Origin of the sequence: Rathayibacter sp. AY1E8 (assembly GCF_002931415.1) — a bacterium.
Classification (GTDB): domain Bacteria; phylum Actinomycetota; class Actinomycetes; order Actinomycetales; family Microbacteriaceae; genus Rathayibacter.
Genome location: NZ_PSVI01000001.1, coordinates 119,217 through 134,337, shown reverse-complemented (window position 1 = coordinate 134,337; position 15,121 = coordinate 119,217). Strand labels below are relative to the sequence as shown.

Below are 15,121 nucleotides of genomic sequence, written 5' to 3'. Positions count from 1 at the left end.
GCCGCATCGCTCCCGGCGCCCGGCCGTGCCCGTGGGTAGTATGTGTCCCGCTGTCATCGACCCCGACGAATTGGACCACCACGTGCCCCGCGCTTTGATCACCGGAATCACCGGCCAGGACGGCCTCTACCTCGCCGAGCTCCTCCTCTCGAAGGGCTACGAGGTCTTCGGGCTCGTCCGCGGGCAGAACAACCCCAAGTACGAGCTGGTCCGCCGCACCGTGCCCGAGGTGACCCTGCTCACCGGCGACCTGACCGACGTGTCGAGCCTGGTGCGCGTGCTCGCCGCCGCCCAGCCCGACGAGGTCTACAACCTCGGTGCGATCTCGTTCGTCGCCTACTCGTGGGAGAACGCGTCGCTCACCACCGATGTGACCGGCAAGGGCGTGCTCAACATCCTCGAGGCGACCCGCCTCTACGCCGGCTCCGACATGTCGCGCGTGAAGTTCTACCAGGCCTCCTCCTCCGAGATGTTCGGCAAGGTCCAGCAGGTCCCGCAGAGCGAGGAGACGCTGCTCTGGCCGCGCTCGCCCTACGGAGTGGCCAAGGTCTTCGGCCACTACATGACCATCAACTACCGCGAGTCGTACGGCATGCACGCCTCCTCCGGCATCCTCTTCAACCACGAGTCGCCCCGCCGCGGCCCGGAGTTCGTCACCCGCAAGATCAGCCTCGCGGTCGCCCGCATCAAGCTCGGCCTCCAGGAGACGCTGGAGCTCGGCAACCTCGACGCGAAGCGCGACTGGGGCTTCGCCGGCGACTACGTCGACGCGATGTGGCGCATGCTGCAGCAGCCCGAGGGCGACGACTACGTGGTCGCGACCGGCGAGACCCACGAGATCCGCGAGTACCTCGACATCGCCTTCAACCACGTCGGCATCGAGGACTGGACCCCGTACGTGACCCAGAACCCCGCGTTCATGCGTCCCGCCGAGGTGGACCTGCTGATCGGCGACCCGGCGAAGGCGCGCGACGTCCTCGGCTGGGAGCCGAAGGTCTCGTTCCCCGAGCTCGTGGCGATGATGGTCGAGAACGACCTCGCCGAGCAGTCCGCGCTGATCAAGTAGTCATGCCTGCCGCTCTCGTCACCGGAGCGAGCGGTCAGGACGGGGGCTACCTCGTCGAGCGCCTGCTCGCCGACGGCTGGGAGGTCTCCGCGCTCGTGCGCGGGACCGACGACGCCGCTCTTCCCGCCGCCGTCCGCGCCTTCGAGGGCGATCTCCGCGACGCCTCCGGCCTCGGCCGTATCGTCGCGGAGGCGCAGCCGGACACGGTCTTCCACCTCGCCGGCCTCTCCTCCGTCGCGCTCTCGTGGAAGGAGCCCGTGCTCACGGCCGAGGTGACCGGCACCGCGGTCGCCGCGCTCCTGGAGGCCTCGCTGGCGCTCCAGGAGTCGGCGGGCCGGGAGGTCCGCTTCGTCCAGGCCTCCTCCTCCGAGATCTTCGGGGCCGCGACCGAGAACCCGCAGACCGAGCGGACCCCGATCCGCCCCGTCTCCCCTTACGGAGCCGCGAAGGCGTTCGCGCACCACCTCGTCGCGGTCTACCGCGGCCGAGGGCTCCACGCCTCGTCCGGCATCCTCTACAACCACGAGTCGCCGCGTCGGCCGCTCGGCTTCGTCACCCGCAAGATCACCGCCGGAGTCGCGGCGATCGCGACGGGCGCCGAGTCGGAGCTCTCGCTCGGCAATCTCGACGCGCGCCGCGACTGGGGCTGGGCTCCCGACTACGTGGACGCCCTCGTGCGCGCCTCGCGCGCCGAGGAGGCGGGCGACTACGTCGTGGCGACCGGAGTCGCGCACTCGGTCCGCGACTTCGTCCGTGCCGCCTTCACCGCGGCCGGCATCGACGACTGGGAGCAGCGGGTCACGATCGACCCGCGGTTCGCGCGCCCCGTAGACGCCCCCGAGATGCGCGGGGACGCCTCCCGGGCCCGCGAAGTGCTCGGCTGGGCGCCGACCGTCGGCTTCGAGGAGATCGTCGCCCGCATGGTCGAGAACGACCTCGAGCTGGCGCTCCGCTCCCGCTGAGCCGCGCGCACCGCGTGTAGAAGGCCCCCGCTCCTGGAGCGGGGGCCTTCTGCACGCGGTGGATCGAGGACGCCTAGGCGGTCGCGTCCGACTGCTCGGCCCGGGCCCGCTCGTCGACGCCCTCGCCCTCGACGAGGTACGACCAGACGCGGGCGGCGTACTCGTCCCAGGTGCCGCCGTCGATCGCGAGCGCCTCCGCCGAGAGCCGCGCGTGCAGCTCGTCGTCGGTCAGCAGCCGCTCGAGGGCCGCGGCGATGTCGTGGTCGTCGTGCGGATCGACGAACAGTGCGCCGCCCGAGGCGGAGACCTCGTGCATGCTGCCGAATCCGGAGGTCACGACCGGGGTGCCGACCGAGATCGACTCCACGATCGGGAGACCGTAGCCCTCGTTGATCGAGGGGAACACGGTGCACCGGGCCAGGCGGTAAGCGCTCCAGAGCAACGCGTCGGTGATCTTGGAGAGCGAGCGGACCGGACGGCCCTGGCCCTCGAGGACCTCGAGTCGGTACTCGAACTCGGCGCTGCTCCAGGCGTTGCCGCCGATGAAGACCAGGCTGAAGCGCACGCCCCGGCGCCAGAGCAGCTCGGCGGCCTGGAGCACCGCCAGGTGGTTCTTCCGCGGCTCGTGGCTGCCGACGCAGACGACGAGCGGGAGGTCACCGGTCACCAGCGAGCGCGCGGCGGTGGCCAGCTCCTCGTCCGAGACCCTCTCCGGCTGCGAGGGCAGCAGGATCGGCCGGATGTCCGGCCCCTGCATCCCGACGCTGCCGAGCATGTGGCGCCAGCCGGAGTACTCGGTCGCGGCCGCCTCGGAGATGGTCGCGATGCGGTCCATGTGCGACACGGCGACGAGCGTGCGCGAGAAGGCGGCGCTGATGCCGGTGCTCGCCGTCTCGGCGGTGGTGACCGGCACGCAGTCGAAGCCGATGGTGCCCGTGCGGTTGCCGCTGAACTCGGCCAGGGCGGAGACGCGCGACGTCCGCTCGTCCTCCACGGCGAGCTCGGGCAGGAGGTAGGTGCCCTGCCACGGGACGATCACGCGGGAGCGGTCCTCGGCGGCGTCGGGCACGTCGCCCGAGACGGCGTTCCGGCTCTGCTCCGGGGTGAGCATGACGAGCGACTCGTGGGTCGAGTCCCAGCCGGCGAGCAGGATCTCGTGGTCGCGCGTCCAGCGGACGAGGCTCTGGCGCACCACGCGCTGAATGCCCGTGGCCAGCCCCGTGCGCGCGGTGTGGTGCACGTCGACGACGACCGCGCCGACGACCACCTCGACCTCGGGGTGGTGGAAGCGGGCGAAGACCCGGTTCGAGGCGATGGTGGACGCGGCGTGGGTGAGCAGACCGGCGGTGCCGTCCAGCCGGGCCCGGCGACGGCCGTCGACGACGTCCTCCCGGCGCGGGAGCGTGCCGCGGAGGACGGCGAGCACCAGCCAGACCTCGCGGTCGGTGGGGGCGGGCAGCAGAACGCTCAGCTGTCCGGTGAGGGCGTCGACGCTGCCCAGCGGCTCCACAGTGGGGGCCAGGGTGCGCACCAGGGTGGCGAGACGGTCGACCAGGTACTGCTTAGAGCGCACGGGGCGCCTCCTCGTGCTCGATGAGGGCCGAGGGGCCGATCAGGGCGGCCCACAGCTCCCGGGCGTAGTCGTCCCAGGTGCGCTCGGGCCGCTCTGCCGCCTCGAGGCGGAGCTCGTCGACGAGCTCCGGCGACGTCAGCAGGCGGCGCATGCCGTCGGTGATCTCCTCGTCGGACTCCGGGTCGATCAGGACGCATCCGCCGTGCTCGGCGATCTGCGCCGTGCTGCCGTAGCGCGAGGTCAGCACGGGGAGCCCGATCGACAGCGCCTCGGCGACCGGCAGGCCGTACCCCTCGTGCAGCGACGGGAACGCCAGGAACAGCGCCTCCCGGTAGCTCGCGATCAGGACGTCGTCGTCGGCTCCGCGGAGCACCTCGACCGGGCGTCCGGCGGCGACCAGCTCGCGCACGCGGGGATCGAAGACCTGGTGCGCCCAGGGGTTGGCCCCGCCGATGAAGCGGACGCGGAAGCGCAGGCCCTCGCGCCAGAGGACCTCGGCGGCGTGCAGCACCGCGAGATGGTTCTTGCGGGGCTCCTGGCTGCCGACGCAGAGCACGAGCGGCAGGCCGGACGCGCTCCGGCCCTCGGAGCGCAGGCCGTCCGGGAGCTCCACGGGCAGCGGGACCGGGACGACGGTCGGGCCGGTGAGGCCCTGAGCGGGGAGCGCGCGCACGAAGCCCTCGAACTCCAGCGCGGCCGCGGCGCTCACCGTGGCGACGCGCTCGGCGTGCTTGACCACGGAGAGGAAGTTGACGAAGCGCACCGTCTCCTCCGGCGGCACCGTGTCGGCGCTGACGACGGGGATCGCGTCGTGGCCGAGGACGACGACCTCGTTGCCGGAGTACTCGGCGAGGGCCGCGAGCGGCCCGCACTGGTTGTAGTCGGGCACCGAGGGGATGACGACGACGCTGCGGTAGGGCACGACGAACTCGATGCGCTCCGGATCGCCGTGCTCCCAGTCGCGCCGCCCGGCGGAGGACCAGTCGACGACGCGCTCGTGCTCGATCGCGCTCAGGCGCCGGAAGGACATCGATCCGTGGACCCAGGCGACCGGGACGATCTCGTGCTCGGCGTCCCAGCGGGACACGGTCTGGCGCACGACCCGCTGGACGCCGGTGTTGTGCCCGTGGCGGGCGGGGAAGTCGACGTCGATCAGGACGGCCCCGGTGACGACCTCGACGCGGGCGTCCAGATCGGCGAACCCGGTCGCGGTGCGGGAGCCCGCCTCGAGGAAGATGCGCAGCGCCGCCTCCTCGGGGGCGAGCTCGAGGGCGCGGCGGAACCAGTCGAACAGCTCGCTCGTCGGGTACGCGGCCGTGAACGACACCAGCGCGACCCAGGTCAGCTCGTCGTCCTGGCGCGAGCGGATCTCGCGGGCCACCTCGTCGAGGTACGGGCCGGGCCCGCGGGTGCGCAGCGAGGCGCGGCGCTCCTCGTCGAAGAGGAGCGCGCCGATCTGCTCCAGGCGCTGCAGCATCGCCTCCGTGCGGTGGGCGCGCGCGGCGGCCGCGCCGGCGGCCGAGACCTGCGACCGGTCGCTCATCGCGCCCGACCGGACAGGCGGCGCTTCACGAAGCGCGCGCTGTGGCCGACGGCGCCCGACAGCCCGAGCTGCTCGACGCGGATCTGGAAGGTGCGCACCAGGCGGAGCGGCTTCGTCACCCGCCAGGAGAGGGTGCGCTCGAAGCCGGAGGCGGTCACTCCGCCCACCTGGATCCGCTCGACCCACTCGTCGAAGGGGTCGTTGAGGAGGGAGTCGACCTGCGCGCGCAGGCGGGCGAGCTCCTCGTCCGGGGACTCGGGCTCGGCGAGACGGGGCTCCACGGGAACCCCGGATGTGCGAGCGGGCTCGGCCGGGACGGCTGCGGGAGCGGCGTCGCCGACGGCCGACTCGAGGCTCGGGTCGGGAGCGGGAGGAGCGTCCTCGCCCGTGCCGCCGAGGACGGGGGCGGGGTCCCCAGCGCTCTGCGGCGCCGGGTCCAGGGGGACGTCGGAAGGCTGCGTGGGCATGGCGAACACCTCGTTCGTGTCGTTCAGTCGGCGAGCGGGAGCAAGACTACCCGCCATGCGCCGCGCACCGGCACGCCAGCCAGGGGGCTCCAGGGTGGGCCGCACGTATAATGATGCGGTCCGTCGCCCGGCGGAGGCCGAGAGCTTGGAGTTCCATGCCCAGCAAAGCTGTGGATCGCGCGCGCGCGATCGCCGACGAGCCGTTCCAGATCGCCGGCACCACGTCGGCCGTCGGCGGCGGCTCGGGCGGCTTCGTCGCCTCCCTCGCCGAGATCCTGCGGCACCGCGAGCTGCTTCGCCTGCTCGTGGGGCGCGAGCTGAAGTCGCGCTACAAGGACAGCAGCCTGGGCTTCGTCTGGAGCCTCGTCCGGCCGCTGATCATGCTCCTCATCTACTACGTGGCGATCGGCCAGATCCTCGGGGCCTCTCGCGGCGTCCCGAACTTCGCGATCTTCGTCTTCTCGGGGCTCACCCTCTGGGGCCTGTTCAGCGAGATCGTGACCGCGGGCACCACGTCGATCCTCGGCAACGGCGGACTGATCAAGAAGGTGTACCTGCCGCGGGAGATCTTCCCGGTGGCGGCCATCGGCTCGGCCCTCTTCAACTTCGGTGTGCAGTTCGTCGTCCTGATCGCGGGAGCCGTCCTCACGGGCTCGCTGATCTTCGGCGTCCAGCTCCTCTACATCGTGCCCGCGCTGGCGATCGTGCTCGTGTACGGCCTCGCGCTGGCCCTGGCCCTCTCGGCCCTCAACGTCTACCTCCGCGACGTCCAGTTCCTCGTCGAGGTCGGGCTGCAGATCTTCTTCTGGCTCTCCCCCATCGTCTACGCGTGGAACTTCGTCGTCGCCGCCTCCACCGGAGCGGGCCACGGCTGGGCCGAGCAGCTCTACCTGATCAACCCGATCTCGAACGCGATCCTCGCCTTCCAGCGCGCGATCTGGGGAGACGGCTCGCGCGTCAGCATCATCGACGGCAACGAGATCGCCCCCCAGGTGTGGCCGCCGGACATGGAGCTGCGCCTTCTCATCGTCCTCGTCGTCGGGCTGGTGTTCGTGTGGATCGGCCACCGGATCTTCCGCCGCCTCGAGGGCAACTTCGCCCAGGAGATCTGATCGTGACCCTCACCAGCAAGCAGGAGTCCGTGCCCGCCTCCTCCGGCACCCCGACCGTCGTCCGGGTGCGCAACGCCTCCAAGCGCTTCGTCATCCGCAAGGACAAGTCGTTCAAGGAGCGGATCGTCAACTTCGGCCGCGGGCGCAAGCACCGCGACGAGTTCTGGGCACTCCGTGACGTCGACCTCGAGATCCCACTGGGCTCGACCGTCGGCCTCATCGGCGCGAACGGATCGGGCAAGAGCACGCTCCTCAAGCTCATCGGCGGCATCGTGCAGCCGACGACCGGCACCGTGGAGCGCCGCGGACGCCTCGCCGCGCTCCTCGAGCTCGGAGCGGGCTTCCACCCCGACCTCACCGGGCGCGAGAACGTCTACCTCAACGGCGCGATCCTCGGACTCTCGCGCAGCGAGCTGGACAGCAAGTTCGACTCGATCGTCGACTTCTCCGAGATCGCCGAGTTCATCGACACCCAGGTCAAGTTCTACTCGTCGGGCATGTACGTGCGGCTCGCCTTCGCTATCGCGATCCACACCGATCCCGACCTGCTGCTGGTCGACGAGGTGCTCGCCGTCGGCGACGAGCCGTTCCAGCGCAAGTGCATGGACCGCATCCGCGCCTTCCAGCGCGCCGGGAAGACCATCGTGCTGGTCACCCACTCGCTCGAGCAGGTCGGCGAGCTCTGCGACCGCACCATCGTCCTCGAGAAGGGCACCGTCGTCTTCGACGGCGAGACCTCCGAGGGACTCCAGGTCCTCCGCGAGAGCTTCGAGGACCGTCGGGCCGCCCGCCAGGAGCGCGAGGCCGAGGCCGCCGAGGCCGCGGACGAGCCCGCCCCCCAGCTCATCGAGATCCTGGGCTGCCGACTGCGCGGCGGATCCATCGAGCACGGCGGCACGGTCGTCCGCAGCGGCGAGACCCTCGAGTTCGACGTCACGGTGCGCACCAGCCGCCCGGTCGACGACTGGAACATCGGCATGGGCATCGACACCCCCCTCGGCCAGCGCGTCTTCGGGACGAACACCGAGCGCATCGGCACGCCGCTGAGCGCGGTCGACGGAGAGATGACGGTCACGTTCACCCTCCCCGACCTGCACCTCGGCGCCGGCAACTACGCCGTGCACGCCTCCTCGGCCACCTTCTCGCAGGGCGAGACCATGCGGATCCCGGTCGCCGCGACCTTCACGGTCGAGCGGGCCTCCGTGCACGACGGCGTCGTCGACATCGACTCCACCGTCCGCCTCAGCAGGCCGTGACCGCGCGGCGCCGCCGCCTCCTGGTCGACGCGACCGCCCTCGCGGCGCCGCGCCTGACCGGGGTCGGCCGCGTCCTGCTCGGCCTGCTGCACGCGCTGGACACCGACGCGACCGCCGCAGAGGTCGAGGTGCTCCTCGTCGTCCCGGCGAGCGAGGCGGGCTCGCTCGGGCGCTTCGGCTTCCGTACGCTGCGCGTCCGACCGGTGCCGCTGCCCCGGCCGGTGTGGAGCGCACTGACCCGAGTGCCCGCGCCGGGGATCGACCTCCTGCTCGGCCGCGGCGCCTACTTCTTCCCGAACTTCCGGAGCTGGCCGCTCGCCCGCTCCCGCTCGCTCACCTTCGTGCACGACGTCTGCTTCGCTGTGATGCCCGAGCTCGTTCCGCGCGAGCGCCGAGAGCTGCTGTCGCGGTCCGTGCCCCGGTGGATCCGGCGCAGCGACCTGGTCCTGACCGGCACCCCGTCCTCCGCGGCCGAGGTCGAGAGCGCTCTGGGCGTCGATCCGGCGCGCGTCCGCGTGCTGCCGACCACGATCGACGCCGACCTCTTCCATGCCCGCGGCGAGGAGGAGGTGGCCCGGGTCCGCGCGGAGCACGGGCTCGGGTCCTACCTGCTCTTCGTCGGATCGATCGAGCGCCGCAAGAACCTCGTCACCCTGGTGGACGCGTACCGGCAGGCCGAGCGGCCGGAGAACCACACCCTGCTCCTGGTCGGCGGGGACGGCTGGGACAACGAGGACGTCCACTCCGCCGTCGCCCGCGCGGTCGCCGCAGGAGCCGACGTGCGCTTCGCCTCCTCCTACGTCGCCGACGAGGATCTGCCGGCCCTGCTCACGGGCGCCGACGCCGTCGCCATGCCCTCCTGGCACGAGGGCTTCGGCCTGCCCGCCCTCGAGGCCGTCGCCTGCGGCACTCCGGTGCTCGCGGCAGACATCCCCGGCCTCCGCGACGCGCTCGCCGGGCGGGAGTCCGCCGCCGTCTTCATCGACCCGGCGGACCGCACCGGGTGGTCGGCCGCGATCGGAGAGGCGCTGCGCCGTCCCCGGCGACTCGCACCGGAGCCCATCCCGGGGTGGGACCGCACCGCCCGGCGCCTGCTCGAGCTGGCCTTCGACGACCGCTGATCAGCGCCGGGTCGTGAACAGCAGCCAGCGCCCGGAGGCGGAGGCGACCTCGGGCTCGACGTCCCCCGTCGCCGCCTCGACGTAGGCCCGCCAGCCGTCGGGGTCGTCGGTGTAGCCGGCGGTGTCCACGTAGACGGCGCAGGCGCCGCTGCCCGCCACCGCGTCGGCGAACTCCGCGGGGGCGTCGACGTCGCCCCAGACGTCCCAGCCGTAGGTGCCCTCCACAGCCCCGTAGCTCCAGCGGAGGCGTCCCTCCTCGGTCGCGAGGTAGGGCAGTGCCTCGTCGTAGTCGGAGAGCGCTCCGACCCGCCCGCTGTCGGGGAAGCTCTTCAGGGGGAGCTCCACCACTCCGCACCCGTCGTCCAGCTGCGCGTCGGCCTCCGACACGAACGAGCGCATCTCGGAGTCGTCGGTCGGAGCGATCGGCACCGCGGCCGATACTCCGGCCAGCTGATCGACCACGGCGACGGCGGCGAGCAGCGCCGCCACGAGGATCCGGACACCGCCACGGGCCGTGATCCGATCGAGCAGGAGTGCGAGCACGCCGAGGACGAGGACCGCGATGACGATCGACATCCGCGCCCACGCACGGATCGTCGGCCCCGCCACCAGCGAGACCACGACGCCCAGGCCCGTCACCGTGTAGAAGAGGAGCGCGGCCAGTGTCGCCACGGCGAGGACGCGCACGCGGGCGTCCGAGAAGAACCGGCCGACCGCGGTCGCACGGAGCGCCCGTCCGCCGCCGAGCGCGGTGATCGGGAGCGCCACGAGCGTGATCAGGAGCGCGACGCTGGCGAGGATCGAGAACCCGGGCGGCTCCGTCGTCGGCGCCACGCCGGACTGGCCCGCGTAGGTGTTGAGCAGGCCGTACCCCTGCGGCAGCCCGGTCCCCGACCAGGGCAGGCCCAGCAGCACGAGCTTGCCGGCGTAGGCCTCCGACTCCCCCACGGTCCGCGACGTGAAGTACGGGCTGTAGCGCTCCCCGAAGTCGAGCGAGAGCAGCAGCAGCGAGAGCCCGACGAACACGCCGAGCGCGAGGATCGGCACCGACGAGACCGCGAGCACGCGCAGCCGCTCGCGGGAGAGGAGCCCGGCGGCCGTGCTCACCGCCCAGGTCGCTCCGAGGACCAGGACCGCGAAGACGTAGTAGTAGCCGCCCGTGCTCGCCACCAGGAGCCCGAGCACGACTCCCGGGACGACGGAGCGCAGTACGCGGCTCCTCCGCGTCGCGCCCCGCTCGGCCCAGGCTCGGAGAGGATCGGTGCGCGGTCCGGCGACCATCAGCACCATCACGCCCAGGAGCGGGATCGCCCAGTAGTTGGCGAGGAACGCGTGGCCGAATCCGATCCGGAGGAAGTGGTACGGCAGCAGCGACAGCAGGACCGCGGAGAACGCCGCGACCCAGGGCCGCGTGCGGAGGGCGCGGAAGAACACGTAGCCGGTGACGGCGACCGTCGCGAACGTGCCCAGGTAGAAGACGTTCAGGAGCGTCGTCCCGTCGCGCACCACGAGGGCCAGGACCGACACGGCGAGGGCGGAGGCGACGTCGAACTGCGCGCTGAAGAAGGCGTTGAACCCGTCGGGGAAGCCGAGCGCTGCGTTGCCGTCGAACGGGAACGCCTGCGTGGCGCTGGTGAAGAGCGTGTAGTGCAGGATCTGGTCGTCGCCGCCCACGGTCCAGCGGGCCGTCAGGTCCTGCGGCCCGATCCCGAGCGCGAGCACGGCGGCGACGACCGAGACGAGGGCGGCGACGAGGGCCCATCCGAGCTCGACGAGCGTCCGGCGCCGCCGACTCGCCGTCCGCGGGCCGCGCACGTCAGTAGCCGCGCTCACGGCGCTGCTCCTCCACGCTGGTCTGGACGATCCGGTTCAGCTCGGTCTCGCCGTCGGTGCCCGCGTAGTCGTAGATGTCGAACCCCCCGCAGGCGACGATATCGGAGGGAGCGCCGAGCGTCCCGCGCGCGAGCCCCGCCCAGTCGGGCGAGCGGTCGGCCAGGACGAAGCTGTACTGCCGGTCGCGGTAGTCGCTCAGGTTGTTCATCCACAGCTGCACCGTGAAGTCGAAGTTGACCTGCTGGACGTGCAGCGAGGCCGGCCCGTAGAGGTCCAGCGGCCGCGTGGACCAGAACGAGCCGACGCCCGCGAGCTCGCGGCCGTCGATCCAGCGCTCCAGGCAGTCGGCGTCCGGGTCCGATCGCGCCTCGGCCGCCGCGGAGGCGACCGCCGTTGTGGCCGGCACGGCGGCGACGACGAGGCCTGCGGCGGCCAGCGGAGCGACGACGCGGACGACCGGTGCCAGCCGCGCGCCCGCAGCACGCCGGTGCGCCGCCGCGGGGCCGATCAGGGCGATCACGACCACGGTCGCGGTCACCGGGATCGGCATCAGGTAGCGGCTGACCGAGCTGCCGGTGAAGACCTGCACCACCAGGAGCACCGCCGTCTGCGCCGGCAGGAACGCGCACACCGCGAAGCGCGCACGGGCCGCCTCGTCGAGGGCGGCTCCCCGCGCCAGTCGGGCGACACCGGCCACGACGACGGCGAGGGCCGCCAGCAGCAGCAGACCCAGCAGCGCCACCTCGAGCTTGCCGATCAGCGGCGCCTTCAGCACCAGGAACTGCACGATCAGGTCGTCCAGGGCCGTCCCGGCGAGCGGCAGCCGGAGGTACCCGCCGGCGTCGGTCCCGATCAGGAAGCCGAGCGGTATCCGCAGCGCGGCCCCGAGCGCGGCGGCCCCGAGGACCGTTCCCGCGACGATCAGCACCGCTCGGGGAGCAGCGAGAGCGAGCACCAGCAGCACGACGAGGACCACCAGCAGGGGGCCGACGAACTGCACGAGGAGGAGCGGATCGGAGAGGGTCGTCGCGGCGACGGCCGCTCCGACCAGGAGCAGCGGACGCGCCGCCGGACGGCGCTCGCGCAGCGCGCCCAGGGCGACGGCGAGCCCGGCGAGGCCTGTGAGCACCGCGCCGTAGTAGTAGGTCGTGAGGAGGAAGGTGGTCGCCAGGGCCCCCTCGTTGTTGAGCGCGCGGCCCTCCGTCAGGCAGAGAACCAGCAGCACGGCGATGCCGGCGAGCGCGGCGGCGGGCCGCCGCCGGCGGTGCCGGTCCGCGACGAGCCGTCGCGCGAGCATCCGGAGCACGCCGTAGAGGAGGACGACGTTGAGCACGGCGTTGACCGCGAGCGCCGCCGCGGGATCGCCACCGGTCAGCAGCCACGCGACGCCGAAGACGGGGAGCTCGGGGAAGAGGAAGAGCTGGCTCGTCATCACCCACGCCGCGGGGCGGCCCTCGGCGAAGGACTGCAGGATCAGCGGCAGCGCCAGCGAGTCGCCGTCGCGGAAGAGCAGCGGCCGCCACGGCGTGCCGACCATGAATCCGAGCACGAGCAGGGTCCCGCTGACGACGACGGCGAGGGCGGCGAGCTCGAGGAGGGCCCTCCGGGTCCGAGGGGATCCCGTCGGACCCGCCGTCACCGGTGCTTCCCGCCGAACCGGATGGCCAGGACGAGCAGGAGGTTCTTCAGGAGGGTGTCGCTCGGGATCTTGGAGTTGCCGACCGTGCGGTCGAGGAAGACGATCGGGATCTCCTTCACTCCGCGGGCCCGGCGCAGCGCCCGGTACTTGAGCACGATCTGGAAGCCGTAGCCGGCTGCGCGGATCGTCTCGAGGTGGAGGGTGCGCAGGAGGTCCGCGCTGAAGAGGTTGAAGCCGCCGGTCCAGTCGGTGATCTTCGAGCCGAGGAAGAGGCGCGTGTAGAGGTTGCCGCCACCGCTCAGCAGCTTGCGGTCGAGCGTCCAGTCGGGAGTGCCCCCGCCGGCGATGTAGCGGGAGGCGACCACGAAGTCGGCGCCCGCGCGCACCTCGCGGAGGAAGGCGTCGATGTAGTCCGGGTCGTGCGAGAGGTCGGCGTCCATCTGCAGCAGGTAGTCGTAGCGGCGCTCGGCCGCGAGGAGGTGCTGGAAGGCCCAGATGTACGCCGCGCCGAGCCCCTCCTTCTTCTCGCGCGAGAGCACGAGGACCTCGAAGGTGTCGGACCCGAGCTCGGCCGCGAGCTCGCGCGCGCGGTCCGCGGTGCCGTCGGGGGAGCTGTCGTCGATGACGGCGACGGTCACGTGGAAGTCGGGGTTGCGGGACGCCGCGAGCGCGACCCGCGGCAGCGCCGTCGCGATGTTCGCGACTTCGTTGTAGGTGGGGACGACGACGGCGAGGGAGCGCATGAGGCGGGGAGGATCCGTTCTTCCGGTGCACCGGCTGACCGGTGAGAGCCCTGCGAGTATAACGAGGCGGTGCTCGCGAGCCTCCGAGCGCGCCCCGCGGCCCGCCGCCCCGTCCGCGCACTCTCTCAGGAACATGGCACCGGCTGTTCGACCGCCCGGCAGGGGTCCACGGTTACGATGGACGACAGTGCACGGCGGTTCACCCCTTGTTCGCCTGCCCCGATGGACGCCCGTCGGAGCCCGACGGTCGGGCATCGACGCCAGAGGGGGACGGGAAAGAGCACCGCAGATGAAGAGACTCCTCGAATCGCAGAAGGTCCGCTTCCTCATCGCGGGCTGCACCAACACGGCGATCGACTTCCTCATCCTCAACACGCTCGTGCTCCTGCTCGGTCTGCCGACCCTCGTCGCCAACGTCTTCTCCGTCCTGGTCGGCATCACGATCTCGTACGCGCTGAACCACTTCTTCGTCTTCCGCCACCCGGGCAGGGTCTCGGTCGCCACGTTCGCGAAGTTCTTCCTCGTCACCGGGTTCAGCTCGCTGGTCCTGCAGTCGGCGATCATCTACGGCTTCGAGGTCTTCTTCGACACCCGCTTCGGCAACTCGCTGCTCTTCCTCCCCAGCTCCGGCGAGAACGCCTTCCTCGCGATCAACATCGCCAAGGCCGTCGCCGTCCTCGTGGGACTGGTGTGGAACTTCTGCATGTACAAGTTCGTCGTCTTCCGCCGTCCGGCGCACGATGCGCTGCCCGCGATCGAGACGGTCTCCCCCGCCGCCGTGGCCGTCAGCACCGAGCCCGTCGACATCGTCCGCTGAGGGCCGCAGGCTCCCGGGCCCCGCTCGAGCCGCGTGCTAGCCTCGTCGAGTTCTTCCGACGGGGCACTCCTCCCGTCGACGCCGCACCACCCGGAGGCTCCCATCGCCCGCTCGACGTTGCCCATCGCGGTCGTCGTCGTCACCCACTTCTCGGGTGAGGTCCTCCGCGCGTGCCTCGAGTCCGTGCCGGAGGCGACGGAGCACGACGTGCGCATCGTGGTGGTCGACAACCTGACCACGGACGACTCCGTCCGCAGCGTCGTCGAGCGCCTGCCCCACGTCGAGTTCCACGAGACCGGGCAGAACCTCGGCTACGGCCGGGCCGTCAACTACGCGGTCGACCGCCTCGGGCCCGAAGTGGAGTGGATCCTGGTGACCAACCCGGACACGGTCTTCCTCCCCGGCTCGATCGACGCCCTCTACGCCGCCGCGACGGCGGACGACCGGATCGGCTCGATCGGGCCCCGGATCCTCGACTCCGACGGCACGATCTACCCCTCCGCCCGCGCTCTGCCCTCGCTCGGCACGGGCGTCGGGCACGCCGTCTTCGCCCACGTCTGGCCCGGCAACCCGTGGTCGGCGACCTACCGGCGCTCGCGCGCGGTCGAGACCCTCCGCCACGGCCGGATGGAGGCGGGCTGGCTCTCCGGCGCCTGCGTGATGGTGCGCCGCACGGCCTTCGAGGAGATCGGCGGGTTCGACGACCGCTACTTCATGTACTTCGAGGACGTCCAGCTGGGCGACTCGCTCGGACAGCGCGGCTGGACCAACGTCTACCTCGCCGACGCGGTCGTCTCCCACCTCGGCGGGCACTCCACCCGCCTGGCCTCGGCGCGGATGCTCGCGGTCCACCACCGCAGCGCCTACCTCTACCTCGCGCAGAAGTACGGGGCCTGGTACCAGGCGCCGATCCGTGCGGCGGTGCGCGCCGGGCTGGGCGCCCGGGTCGCGCTGATGCGCCTGCGCTCGAAGAGCTGATCCGGTCCGGT

The 15,121-nt window shown here is 72.0% G+C and carries 13 protein-coding genes; 7 read left to right on the top strand and 6 right to left on the bottom strand.

What is annotated here, in order from left to right:
- Positions 1–82 precede the first annotated feature (82 nt).
- Complete coding sequence (locus tag C5C74_RS00670) at positions 83–1,066, top strand: GDP-mannose 4,6-dehydratase (protein ID WP_104275317.1); 984 nt, start codon at positions 83–85, stop codon at positions 1,064–1,066.
- A gap of 2 nt (positions 1,067–1,068) precedes the next feature.
- Positions 1,069–2,028 (top strand): GDP-mannose 4,6-dehydratase, encoded by a 960-nt coding sequence (locus C5C74_RS00665; RefSeq protein WP_104350787.1) that lies wholly within the window; start codon positions 1,069–1,071, stop codon positions 2,026–2,028.
- Between the two features lie 73 nt (positions 2,029–2,101).
- On the opposite strand, the gene C5C74_RS00660 is transcribed toward C5C74_RS00665, so the two are convergent.
- The 3 genes from C5C74_RS00660 to C5C74_RS00650 are packed head-to-tail and all read right to left on the bottom strand — an operon-like array spanning position 2,102 to position 5,611.
- Positions 2,102–3,601, bottom strand: a complete 1,500-nt coding sequence (locus tag C5C74_RS00660; protein ID WP_104335165.1) for a glycosyltransferase family 1 protein — start codon at positions 3,599–3,601, stop codon at positions 2,102–2,104.
- Complete coding sequence (locus tag C5C74_RS00655; RefSeq protein ID WP_104232816.1) at positions 3,591–5,144, bottom strand: glycosyltransferase; 1,554 nt, start codon at positions 5,142–5,144, stop codon at positions 3,591–3,593. Before C5C74_RS00655 ends, C5C74_RS00660 begins: the two co-directional genes overlap by 11 nt.
- Positions 5,141–5,611, bottom strand: coding sequence for a hypothetical protein (locus tag C5C74_RS00650; RefSeq protein ID WP_104283350.1), 471 nt, complete (start codon positions 5,609–5,611; stop codon positions 5,141–5,143). The genes C5C74_RS00655 and C5C74_RS00650 overlap by 4 nt, the downstream gene beginning before the upstream one ends.
- Before the next feature lie 155 nt (positions 5,612–5,766).
- Between C5C74_RS00650 and C5C74_RS00645 the strand changes: the two genes are divergently transcribed.
- From C5C74_RS00645 to C5C74_RS00635, 3 genes are read left to right on the top strand one after another with little or no spacing between them, the layout of a single operon-like run.
- Positions 5,767–6,723 carry an ABC transporter permease gene (locus C5C74_RS00645; protein WP_104223153.1) on the top strand — a complete coding sequence of 319 codons (957 nt, stop codon included), beginning with the start codon at positions 5,767–5,769 and terminating at the stop codon, positions 6,721–6,723.
- Between the two features lie 2 nt (positions 6,724–6,725).
- Entirely contained in the window at positions 6,726–7,979 is a 1,254-nt protein-coding gene (locus tag C5C74_RS00640) for an ABC transporter ATP-binding protein (RefSeq protein WP_244229465.1), read from the top strand.
- Entirely contained in the window at positions 7,976–9,100 is a 1,125-nt protein-coding gene (locus C5C74_RS00635) for a glycosyltransferase family 1 protein (protein ID WP_104238037.1), read from the top strand. Before C5C74_RS00640 ends, C5C74_RS00635 begins: the two co-directional genes overlap by 4 nt.
- On the opposite strand, the gene C5C74_RS00630 is transcribed toward C5C74_RS00635, so the two are convergent.
- The 3 genes from C5C74_RS00630 to C5C74_RS00620 are packed head-to-tail and all read right to left on the bottom strand — an operon-like array spanning position 9,101 to position 13,315.
- Positions 9,101–10,933: a hypothetical protein gene (locus C5C74_RS00630; RefSeq protein ID WP_146082992.1), complete on the bottom strand. Its 1,833-nt coding sequence runs from the start codon at positions 10,931–10,933 to the stop codon at positions 9,101–9,103. It abuts the gene before it with no gap.
- Positions 10,917–12,572, bottom strand: coding sequence for a hypothetical protein (locus C5C74_RS00625; protein ID WP_104350785.1), 1,656 nt, complete (start codon positions 12,570–12,572; stop codon positions 10,917–10,919). The genes C5C74_RS00630 and C5C74_RS00625 overlap by 17 nt, the downstream gene beginning before the upstream one ends.
- A complete protein-coding gene (locus C5C74_RS00620; RefSeq protein ID WP_104223157.1) occupies positions 12,569–13,315 on the bottom strand; it encodes a polyprenol monophosphomannose synthase in 747 nt (248 codons plus the stop codon). Before C5C74_RS00620 ends, C5C74_RS00625 begins: the two co-directional genes overlap by 4 nt.
- 289 nt (positions 13,316–13,604) lie before the next feature.
- Between C5C74_RS00620 and C5C74_RS00615 the strand changes: the two genes are divergently transcribed.
- Together C5C74_RS00615 and C5C74_RS00610 are read left to right on the top strand one after the other, a co-directional pair.
- Entirely contained in the window at positions 13,605–14,132 is a 528-nt protein-coding gene (locus C5C74_RS00615) for a GtrA family protein (protein WP_104223158.1), read from the top strand.
- Between the two features lie 117 nt (positions 14,133–14,249).
- Positions 14,250–15,110 (top strand): glycosyltransferase family 2 protein, encoded by an 861-nt coding sequence (locus C5C74_RS00610; RefSeq protein ID WP_258061235.1) that lies wholly within the window; start codon positions 14,250–14,252, stop codon positions 15,108–15,110.
- The last annotated feature ends 11 nt before the right edge of the window (positions 15,111–15,121 follow it).